Genomic DNA, 9,354 nt, shown 5'->3' with positions numbered 1-9,354 from the left:
ACACCTCTCTCAACGGCACGGGGGCTTTGTGCGTTGCGGCCCTCACCTCGACCTGACCGGCGTCACCCGATCAGTGGCCACGCTGAAAACGCTCAGTGCATGTGCCCGCATAGCGGGTCGCCCCCCAGGGGGCTACCCGATGCCCTGCAACGTTCGAGGCTGATTACCTCCTCGTTGAAGGCGCGGAAATCTATGTTGGCCGGAGTAGACATTCGGCGGCGGGGTGGTTATGCTCTCTCTCGTAACGCAGAGAGATCGCAGGGCCTGGCAGAGACGAACTGCCGGGCAGCAGTACCAGCAGTACAAGTAGTTGTAGTTCGCATGACGGTGCGGTGGTGGAGTTCCGAAGCCAGAGCTTTTGCAGGACGGTGACGGGACTGACGACCGGACCGGGTGGCCCGCAGTGATCAGGGGCCGCCGCAAGCAGTACCGCAGTTACCGCAGTGGCAGTACCCGTAGTAAGTGCAGTTCGCAGTACCAGCAGTGAAGTAGGTGAGCAGCACCTCGGTGAAGGCGTCGGCTGCGGGCGCGCGCACCGGGAGGTTCGGCAGTGGGGTTCTAAGCCAGAGCAGACGCAGGATGGGCGACGGGGCTGGCTGCCGAAGTGGCGCTACGAGAGGTCACCAGCAGTACGCAACACCAGCAGTACAGGGCAGTTCGCAGTACAGCAGTAAGAGCAGTGCCCGCGTTACAGCAGTACAGCAGTGCAGCAGTACGCAGTTCCCATTTGGTAAGTGATTGATCCAGAGGGAAGAACGGAGGGATTGGGCGCCATCAGGATCGCCCGGACGCCACGCGAGTCCGGGTACCGCAGGACATCGATAGTGAGGTGGTCTCCGGTCACGCATCCGCGATCCCCGCACCCCCGACGAAGCTCAGGTCGGGCGGGCGGAAACAGAAGGCCGGCGCAGGACTAGGGTCGGCAGATGGTGTAGCAGTTCCTTCGGGGCCCGGGTGCCAGACGGCACCCGGGCCCCTCCACGCGTTCCACAGAGAGGGGCAGTGACAGCAGACGACTCGTTCGGCCGTCTCGATGACGACGACTACCCCGCCTACACCATGGGCCGGGCCGCAGACATGCTCGGCACCACCCAGAACTTCCTCCGCGCCATCGGCGAGCACCGCCTCATCACCCCGCTCCGCTCGGCTGGCGGCCACCGGCGCTACTCCCGCTACCAGCTGCGCATCGCGGCCCGTGCCCGCGAGCTGGTCGACCAGGGCACCCCCATTGAGGCCGCCTGCCGCATCGCCGTCCTGGAAGGCCGGCTGGAGGAAGCCCAGCGGTGCCGCGCGCGAACTCCAGTGCGGCCGCTTCCGTGGGGGCGGCCGCCACCACGCGGCGGGTGAGGCCGAGCGGCGCGAGGGCGTCGTCGAGGGCGTTGCTGAGATTTCCGCGCCGCGAGACGGTGACGTGCTCAGCGGCGGCGTACTGCTGTGCGGTGACGCTTTTGACGCGGGTGAGGGGGTGCCCTTGCCGTACGACGATGACGAGGCGGGTTTCGCCCACGTGCTCGGCGCGGATGTCCGGTGCGCTCGGGCGGTTGGCGTTCGCCTCGAGGTCGACCTCGCCGCGTCGCAACTCGGGGGTGTCGGTGCTCGATTCCGCGACGAAGCGCAGTCGCACGCCCGGCGCCTGTCCGCGTACGGCCGCGAGTAGTGCGCGACCGCTCAGGGCAACCAGGGAATCGTGCCAGCGGAGCGTGAAGCTCGTGCACCTGTGCCCGGACGGCGATCGCATAGGGCATCGGGGTCATGGTGCGGTCGGTGCGCACCAGGTTGTGGTCCCCGGTCGTGCGCCGGATCCGGCCCAGACTCCGGCTCATCGCGGGGGCGGTGACGTGCAGGCGTCGAGCGCGGTGAGCAGATTCAAATCCAATTGCATGGGGGTAATCCCAGACGTGCTTGACATGCATTTGATGTTAATGGAGGGGGTGTATAGCGTCGTCACCACGGCCCAGGACGGAACGCACGGCCTGGCCCGAAATCCTCTTCATCACCCCCTGCTCAGACGGGAGTACCACCATGTCCGAAACGCTTCCGACCACTGAAGTCACCGTCTCTGACGCCGACCTGCTCGACCAGACCTCGGTCGCCGTGCGCGCGGCCGGTTCGGCGCTGCGCGAGCGGTTCGGCGAGGTGGTCCGCTACCAGAACCGCGAAGAGCTGATGCGCGCGCTCGCCGCCAACGACGACACGGCCCTCGGCATACTGCGCCCCCGCCTCACGCGCCTGCGCCCCGACGCCGGCTGGGTGGAAGACGAGTTGGACGGCGGGGCGCTGCCGCCCGGCGAGTGGTGGGTCGTGGATCCGGCCGAGGGCAACGTCAACCACCTGCACGCCCTACCGGAGTGGGCGGTGACAGCCACCCTCGTGCGCGAGAACCAGCCGGTACTCACCGTGGTCCACCTGCCGTTGACCGGCGAGACCTACACCGCGCTCACCGGCGCGGGCGCCCACGTCGACGGTCGGCCGCTGCACGTCTCCCAGACCGCGGACCTCGGCCTGAGCCTCGTGGCCACCAGCCAGGCCCGGCCGGACGAGGACGAGAACGTCGTGCGACGCGTCGGCTCCTCGATCACCGCGATGCTCTTCGACGCGCTTGTCGTCCGCACTTCCGTGCCCGCGACCCTGCACCTGCTGAACGTGGCCGCCGGCCGGATCGACGCCTTCTGGCAGTTCGCCGGTGCCCGCGCGGACCTGCTGCCCGGGGCGCTCCTCGTCCGGGAGGCCGGCGGACGGATCTCCGACGCCGAGGGCCGCCCCTGGACCCCGCAAAGCGAGAGCTTCCTGGCCGCCGCGCCCGGTATCCATGCCGAAGCCGTCGCCACGCTCTCCCGCTGACCATCTGCAAGAACCGGAAAAAAGAAAATTGAAGAGGACCACATCAGCATGAACAAGATCGCAGTTCTCGGAAACGGCCGCGTCGGCGGCAATCTGGCCGCAGCCCTCACCCGGGCCGGGCATGAGGTGACCGTGGCAGATCGCATGCCGGGCGCCGCCGCCAACGCCGCCCGGACAGCCCGGATTGTCATCAACGCCACACCTGGAGCCGGCTCTTTGGAACGCCTCGCTGCCCTGCGCGAGGAACTGCGGGGCAAGATCCTCGTCGACGTCTCCAACGCCACCGCCGACGGCCCGGACGGACTGCCTGCCGACCTGCTCTACCCCGGCTCCAGCCTCGCCGAACAGCTCCAGGAAGCGCTCCCCGAGACGCACGTCGTCAAGACACTCAACACGATGCTCTTCCCGGTGATGACCGCGCCGGCCACGCTCACCCAGCCGCCGACCGCGTTCCTCTCCGGCGAGGACCCGCAGGCCAAGCAGACCGTCCGCGAACTGCTCACCGACCTCGGCTGGCGCAAGGAGTGGATCAACGATCTCGGCGGGATCCAGACCGCCCGCGCCACGGAGGCCGCGATCCTCTTCGTCCCGCACGTCATCCGCTCCAGCGGATTCGCGCCCTTCGCGATCTCGATCGCCCGCTGACTGTCAATCCTCTGGTCGCTGATCACCCCGACGAGCACCGCGGGGTCCCCCTCAGCTACTTCACCCACAGGACCATGCAGCGTTTGAGGACATCACGGCCCAACGCCACGCCAGCTCGCTGGTCTCCATCTTCAGCAACGCGATCTCCCGGCGTAGCCGGGCCGGCTCCATGCGCGACGAACACAGCGCGCGTGAGCACCGCTTGGTGCAATTCAGCGCCAAGCGGATCGGCTGGTCCCGGTCAGGCTGCCGGGGCGGTCAGGACGGCCTTGGCCGCCAGCCGGAGATTCCTGATCATCGGATTCGGGTCGCCCTTGCGGCTGACCAGGACGACCTGGCTGGGGGGAGCGCCCTCGATCGGGACGGTGACGAGGTTGGGACGCAGTGAGCTACGCCGATCGCCGACCGGTAGCACGGCGATCGCCCTGCCACTCGCGACGAGTTCGAGCTTGTCCTCGTAGCTCTCGATCGGCGGCACGCCGGCCCCGAGGATCCGGTAGGAAGTCCAGTCCGCGGTCTCGAACGCGCACGGCGCCGCCTTCTCGCCGGCCAGTTCTTCCGCGGTCACCGACGCGCGGTCGGCCAAGGGATGGTCGCGCGGGACCACGAGCATCCGGGGCTCCTCGTACAGCGGGGTGGTGAACACGTCGTCGGCGGCGAGCGGCAGTGGGGCCCGCGCGATCAGGGCGTCGACGCGCTTGTCGGACAGCGCCCCGACGTCGCGGCAGCTCAGGTACCGGGTGGCGATCTCGGCGTCCGGGTAACGGCGGCGCAGTTCCCGTACGGCGGCAGTGATCACCAGGTCTTCAACGTAGCCGATGGCGATCCGTTCGGTCTCGGCTTGTTCCCGCACGGCCAGTTCGGCCTGGCGGGCGGCCTGCAGCAGGGCTTGGGCCTGGGGGAGGAACCTCTGGCCGGCCGGAGTGAGCCGGGTGCCCTGGGGTACGCGGTCCAGCAGTCGTGCGCCGAGATACTTCTCGAGCCGTTGGATCTGGCGGCTCAGCGCCGGCTGGGCCACGTGCAAGTCGGCGGCGGCCCGGCCGAAGTGCTGGTGCGCCGCCACGACGGTGAAGTAGCGCACCAGCCGCAGTTCCAGGTCCTGTCCGAGATCGTTCACCCTTCCAGCGTACGCGTCATGCCGTTTCGGAATGGTCAGGTTGCCGAACCGGTCTTGGACGGCCATGCCGTCCTGGGCCTTGACTGAAGGAGCAACGTTTCCCCAAGAAAGCGACAGGCGCGATGAAGGCGATCCAGTTCCACGAAGCGGGCGGGCCGGAAGTTTTGCAGTATGACGAGGTGCCGGTTCCCGAGATCGGCCCGGGCGAGGTGCTCGTCCGGGTGCACGCGGCGGGCATCAACCCGCCGGACTGGTACCTGCGTGAGGGGATGAAGGTCATGCCGGCCGAGATGAGGCCGGCGCTGGAGTTCCCCCTGATCCCCGGAACGGATATGTCGGGCGTGGTCCAGGCGGTCGCTCCGGACGTTCTGGGGTTCGCTGTCGGTGACGAGGTCTTCGGCATGCTGCGGTTCCCCGGATTCGACGGCCGGACGTACGCCGAGTACGTGGCCGCGCCGGCTTCGGACCTGGCTCACAAGCCGGCCGGTATCGACCACGTGCAGGCGGCTGGGGCGCCGATGGCCGTGCTTACGGCCTGGCAGTTCCTGGTTGATCTCGGCCACGACGTGCCGTCTCCTTTCACCGGCCAGGTGCACCAGCCGGTGCCGATCACGCCAGGGATGACCGTGCTGGTCAACGGGGCCGCTGGTGGAGTGGGCCACTTCGCGGTGCAGCTGGCGAAATGGAAGGGGGCACACGTGATCGCGGTGGCCTCGGGCCGGCACGAGCAGTTCCTGCGCAAGCTCGGCGCCGATGAGTTCATCGACTACACCAGGACGCAGGCCGCGGACGTGGTCAGCGGTGTCGACCTGGTGATCGACACCGTCGGTGGCCCGGACAGCTCACGCTTCCTGACCGTGCTCAAGCGCGGCGGCACCATGCTTCCGGTGTTCTTCGCCCAGTACGACCCGGAAGAGACGGCGAGTCTGGGCATCACAGTCTCGGACATTCAGGTGCGTTCCAACGGTCCCCAGCTCGCCGAGATCGGGCGCCTGTTCGACGAGGGCAAGCTCCAGGTCGGGGTGGACAGCACATACCCGCTGCCCGAGGCGGGCAGCGCACACACGCGAGCCGCGCAGGGCCACCTCCAAGGCAAGATCGTGCTGACGGTGGTCTCGTGATCGACTTCATCCGTGACGGGCACACGGCCCAGACCGGAAGGGTGCGGCCCCACCTGGGCAATGTCGTGGTCACGACGACGGACGCCGCCACCGCTGAGGTGCGGGCCTATCTGGTGCAGACGAGGAACACCGGCGAGAGCATCCAGATGATCTCGACCGGGGTCTACACGTTGGGCCTGTGCCGGTCCGACGGTGGGTGGCGGATCGCTGAGCTCACCCTGACGCTGGACAACGCCTTTTAGGGCGGGGCCAGGTGTATTGAACCGCAGCGGCGCGGTCGCTCGGCACGTCGCCGAACGCCGCGGCGATCTGCTTCAACGTCAGCAGCCAGGAGACCGTCAAGACGTTCGTCTCCTGCATTCTCTGCAAACTCGGGCTTCGCCACCCCGTTCAAGTTGGTCGTGTACGCCCGTCGACGCCATGGGAGGCCAGGGTGGCAACGGCGATCTCCGCCCGGGCGCCGGAGGCGCACACCACCAGCAGGGGCCTGTGCTCGGCGGCCTGTCGGAGATCCGGCAGCGCCCGCGCGATGCGGTCGAGGGGGACGTTGACGGCGTTCGGCAGGTGGCCGGACGCGAACTCGCCCGGAGTGCGGACGTCGACGACGGTCAGATCGTGGCGGCGGGAGAACGCCTCGCTCACGCTCGGGGCCGCGGAAACACTCATGGCGGATCGTGGTCCTTGGCAGAAGGGGAGGGCCTGCGCGGAGGCGTCTCGACGGGTGTGCGGGCGCTGTCAGGACGGCCGTGTCGTCCCGGCGGCTGCGCCGCTGTCCGCGGCCACTCGGAAGCCGATGTTGCCGGTGGAGCTGTCGGGCGTGTTGGAGCTGCGGGCCGCGACGCGGTAACGGTTGCAGTACGAGTCGTGGCAGAGGTATGAGCCGCCGCGCATCACGCGGCCGGCTTCGGGCGCGAACCAGTCGGCGCACCATTCCCATACGTTGCCGACGACGTTGTAGAGCCCGAAGCCGTTGGGGCGGAAGGAGTTCGCCGGTGCCGTGCCCTCGTAGCCGTCCTCCGCGGTGTTCAGGGTGGGGAAGTCGCCCTGCCAGATGTTGCACATGTGCCGGCCGCCGGGGGTGAGGTCGTCGCCCCACGGGTAGCGCCGCTGCTCAAGCCCACCGCGGGCCGCGTACTCCCATTCGGCCTCGGTGGGGAGGCGGGTGCCGGACCAGGCGCAGTACGCCTGGGCGTCGTTCCAGGAGACGTGGATGACGGGGTGGTTCTGGCGTGCGGTGACGGACGAGCCGGCGCCCTCGGGGTGCCGCCAGCTCGCGCCCTGGACGGCCCGCCACCAGGGGACGGCCGCCACGGGCGGAGATGTGGCGGCTACCTCCTCGGCCAGGAAGCCGCCGAAGACGAAGGAAAAGCCGAAGTGTTCGGCTTCGGTGACGTGGCCGGCGGCTTTGACGAAGGTGGCGAACTGGGCGTTGGTCACCGTCGTGGGTGCGATTCGGAACGGGTCGACGGCGACCTCGCGTACCGGCCCCTCGCCGTCGGCCGGGAAGGAGTCCGGGTCGTCGGTGCCCATGAGGAAGCGCCCGCCCGGCAGGTCGATCAGCCGGCGGGCGGCCCGCTGGGCGGCGGCGACAGGTGGCCGCGGCGCGAGGGAGAGTGCGACGGTGGCGGGGTCACCGTGTCCGGGGGTGCAGCAGGAAAGCATGGCGGCTCCGTCGGTGTGCGTTGAGGGGAGCCGGTGTCCCGCGGGTCATGTCGCGGGGCACCGGCCGGGTACCGCTAGGCGCTGCGGTCAGCGGCGAGTTGCGCCGCCAGGGCGGGGATGCCCAGGTTCTGCTCGTCCGCCGGGGTGGCCTGGTACAGCTTGTTTGTCAGCTGGTACGGGTCGCCCGCCAGGTCGTAGTACTCGCGGAACTTCACCTGCCCCGTGCCGGACACGGTGCCGTTGCCGTCGGTGGTGAGGTCGTAGTACTCCGTGTACTGCTTGTTCTGGCCCACGTACGAGGCCCAGGTGGGCGGGCCGCCCGCTTTCGTGCCCTGCTGCCACCACTCGACGAGCAGGTGGTCGCGGCTGTACGAGGAGAGCAGGGACCTTCCGTCCACCGAGTGGGTGGGCGTGATGCCGGCCGCGTCGAGGACCGTGGGGGCGATGTCGATGTTCGCGGTGATGCGGCTGTCGGTGGTCCCCGAGCTCAGGCCGCCCGCCGGCCAGGAGAGGTAGAACGGCACCTCGTGCGCCGGGCGGTAGGGGACCGACTTCTTGGTCCATCCGTGGTCGGCCCAGGTGAAGCCGTTGTCGGCGATGTAGATGACCAGGGTGTTGTCGAGCTGTCCGAGCGCCTGGAGCTTGTTCTTGAACGCCTGGACCGTGTCGTCGACGGTGAGCAGGGTGCGCAGCTGTTCCGCTCGGATCTGCTGCCCGTCGGCCAGCGTCCCGGTCGCGTTCCGGATGTAGGCCGGTTTGTCGCTGCGGTCGTTCTCCGGGACGGAGGGTCGGCCGTCCCAGTCCGGGACGGCCGTGCCGGCGTACTTCGCCTCGGGGGTGCGCGGACCGTGGGAGGCGTACGGGGTGACGTACGCGAACCAGGGCCGGGAGTCGGCCGCCGCCTTGTCGAGGAAGCTCAGTGTTTGGTTCTTGATGATGTTGGTGGTGTAGCCGTTGATCGTCTGGACCGTGCCGTTGAGGTTCCACTGCGCGTCGACGTAGCCCGGCTGGAGCAGGGCGAAGTCCTCGAAGTGCGGCGGATTGTCGGACAGGGTCCAGGAGTTGAGCCACTTGCCGAACAGGCCGGTGCGGTAGCCGGCCTGCTTCAGGTACCGGGGCAGGGTGGTGCTCTGGTCGAGCTGGTACGAGGCCTTGTTGTTGCGGACGCCGTGGTGGTGGGCGTAGCGGCCGGTGAGGACCGACGAGCGGGAGGGCGAGCAGAGCGGGGTGGTGACGTGCCCGTTGCTGAACTTGACGCCCTGGTCGGCCAGCCAGGCCGTGGTCTTCGGCAGTGCCCATTCGGTGTGCTTGGGCTGGTCGTCCGTGACGATGAGCAGGATGTTGGGACGGGTCGCGGCAGCGGCGGGATTGGCGGCCGCCACCTGGGCGATCGCGGGAAGCGCCGCGGCGGCCGCGGTGGCCGCCGTGCCGGCGAGGAATCCGCGGCGGCTCACCTGGGGTCTGCTGTTGTCGCTCATGGGATGTCTTCTCCTGGTTCCGCAACTCGTACGGGTACGGCAGATCAACTGCCGTGAAGGGGTGGAAGAGAGACGAGGATCAGGCATCGACCGGTCGGCCCCTTCGGGGGCGGACCGGGGTGAGATGCCAGGTGGGGATCCCGTGCGAAGAGGCGATGCGTGATTACCGTCGCGCCCAGGCGATCGGACACAGAGCGCTCGCCAGCCTGCCCAGATCGACGTGGCGGCGTGCGGTGAGAGGGCTTCCAGCTGCCATGCGGATGAGGTTATGGGCGGGGCTGAGGCCGGTCCATGTACTGCATGTGAAAAGTGGAACTCTGCTCGGCGCAGCAGGTCCGGCGCCTGCCGGACCGGTGTCGCGGCTCGTCAGTGTCGAGCGTGACCGCTGATCAGCTCTTGACCAGCAGGCCGCGGCTGCGCAGCACCCAGCGCTCGACCGGGCTGAAGATCAGCAGGTCGATGGCGATGCCGACGACGAGGATGAGGATGA

10 protein-coding genes and 2 pseudogenes are annotated in these 9,354 nt (G+C 68.7%); 5 read left to right on the top strand and 7 right to left on the bottom strand.

From position 1 onward, the window contains the following. The first annotated feature begins 1,002 nt into the window (after window positions 1–1,002). Window positions 1,003–1,347 carry a MerR family transcriptional regulator gene (locus tag ACFYOB_RS41270; RefSeq protein ID WP_388570154.1) on the top strand — a complete coding sequence of 115 codons (345 nt, stop codon included), beginning with the start codon at window positions 1,003–1,005 and terminating at the stop codon, window positions 1,345–1,347. Here ACFYOB_RS41270 and ACFYOB_RS41265 read toward each other — a convergent pair. Beyond that, window positions 1,283–1,882 (bottom strand): annotated as a pseudogene (locus ACFYOB_RS41265) (LysR substrate-binding domain-containing protein); the annotation flags it as partial. The gene ACFYOB_RS41270 and the pseudogene ACFYOB_RS41265 sit on opposite strands and share 65 nt — an antisense overlap. A 140-nt stretch (window positions 1,883–2,022) precedes the next feature. Here ACFYOB_RS41265 and ACFYOB_RS41260 point away from each other — a divergent pair. Further along, complete coding sequence (locus tag ACFYOB_RS41260) at window positions 2,023–2,841, top strand: 3'(2'),5'-bisphosphate nucleotidase CysQ (protein ID WP_388570152.1); 819 nt, start codon at window positions 2,023–2,025, stop codon at window positions 2,839–2,841. Between the two features lie 48 nt (window positions 2,842–2,889). After that, a complete protein-coding gene (locus tag ACFYOB_RS41255; RefSeq protein WP_388570150.1) occupies window positions 2,890–3,486 on the top strand; it encodes an NADPH-dependent F420 reductase in 597 nt (198 codons plus the stop codon). A 241-nt stretch (window positions 3,487–3,727) separates the two neighbouring features. Here the strand turns inward: ACFYOB_RS41255 and ACFYOB_RS41250 are convergent, their stop codons facing one another. Then, complete coding sequence (locus ACFYOB_RS41250) at window positions 3,728–4,603, bottom strand: LysR family transcriptional regulator (protein ID WP_388570148.1); 876 nt, start codon at window positions 4,601–4,603, stop codon at window positions 3,728–3,730. Window positions 4,604–4,725: 122 nt separating this feature from the next. On the opposite strand from ACFYOB_RS41250, the gene ACFYOB_RS41245 reads away from it, so the two are divergent. Continuing rightward, window positions 4,726–5,724 carry an NADP-dependent oxidoreductase gene (locus ACFYOB_RS41245; protein ID WP_388570145.1) on the top strand — a complete coding sequence of 333 codons (999 nt, stop codon included), beginning with the start codon at window positions 4,726–4,728 and terminating at the stop codon, window positions 5,722–5,724. Next, window positions 5,721–5,966, top strand: coding sequence for a nuclear transport factor 2 family protein (locus ACFYOB_RS41240; protein WP_388570142.1), 246 nt, complete (start codon window positions 5,721–5,723; stop codon window positions 5,964–5,966). Before ACFYOB_RS41245 ends, ACFYOB_RS41240 begins: the two co-directional genes overlap by 4 nt. A 148-nt stretch (window positions 5,967–6,114) precedes the next feature. Here the strand turns inward: ACFYOB_RS41240 and ACFYOB_RS41235 are convergent, their stop codons facing one another. The 5 genes and pseudogenes from ACFYOB_RS41235 to ACFYOB_RS41215 form a co-directional block, all read right to left on the bottom strand. Next, complete coding sequence (locus ACFYOB_RS41235; protein WP_388570139.1) at window positions 6,115–6,390, bottom strand: rhodanese-like domain-containing protein; 276 nt, start codon at window positions 6,388–6,390, stop codon at window positions 6,115–6,117. Between the two features lie 69 nt (window positions 6,391–6,459). After that, a complete protein-coding gene (locus ACFYOB_RS41230; RefSeq protein ID WP_388570137.1) occupies window positions 6,460–7,386 on the bottom strand; it encodes a formylglycine-generating enzyme family protein in 927 nt (308 codons plus the stop codon). Between the two features lie 74 nt (window positions 7,387–7,460). Then, complete coding sequence (locus ACFYOB_RS41225) at window positions 7,461–8,864, bottom strand: sulfatase (RefSeq protein WP_388570134.1); 1,404 nt, start codon at window positions 8,862–8,864, stop codon at window positions 7,461–7,463. Window positions 8,865–9,027: 163 nt separating this feature from the next. Beyond that, window positions 9,028–9,120 (bottom strand): putative leader peptide, encoded by a 93-nt coding sequence (locus ACFYOB_RS41220; RefSeq protein WP_328929836.1) that lies wholly within the window; start codon window positions 9,118–9,120, stop codon window positions 9,028–9,030. Between the two features lie 133 nt (window positions 9,121–9,253). Then, window positions 9,254–9,354, bottom strand: a pseudogene (locus ACFYOB_RS41215) (ABC transporter permease); the annotation flags it as partial.

This window comes from Streptomyces sp. NPDC006463, from assembly GCF_042870715.1.
GTDB lineage: Bacteria > Actinomycetota > Actinomycetes > Streptomycetales > Streptomycetaceae > Streptomyces.
Note: the sequence above shows the minus strand (reverse complement) of the source record. Positions and strands in the feature narration are given on the sequence as shown.

Bases quoted from the DNA above. Each gene is read 5' to 3' on its own strand.
- ACFYOB_RS41260 (WP_388570152.1), top strand. From the start codon at position 2,023: ATGTCCGAAACGCTTCCGACCACTGAAGTCACCGTCTCTGACGCCGAC.
- ACFYOB_RS41235 (WP_388570139.1), bottom strand. From the start codon at position 6,390: ATGAGTGTTTCCGCGGCCCCGAGCGTGAGCGAGGCGTTCTCCCGCCGC.
- ACFYOB_RS41220 (WP_328929836.1), bottom strand. From the start codon at position 9,120: ATGGCAGCTGGAAGCCCTCTCACCGCACGCCGCCACGTCGATCTGGGC.
- ACFYOB_RS41245 (WP_388570145.1), top strand. From the start codon at position 4,726: ATGAAGGCGATCCAGTTCCACGAAGCGGGCGGGCCGGAAGTTTTGCAG.
- ACFYOB_RS41230 (WP_388570137.1), bottom strand. From the start codon at position 7,386: ATGCTTTCCTGCTGCACCCCCGGACACGGTGACCCCGCCACCGTCGCA.
- ACFYOB_RS41255 (WP_388570150.1), top strand. From the start codon at position 2,890: ATGAACAAGATCGCAGTTCTCGGAAACGGCCGCGTCGGCGGCAATCTG.
- ACFYOB_RS41225 (WP_388570134.1), bottom strand. From the start codon at position 8,864: ATGAGCGACAACAGCAGACCCCAGGTGAGCCGCCGCGGATTCCTCGCC.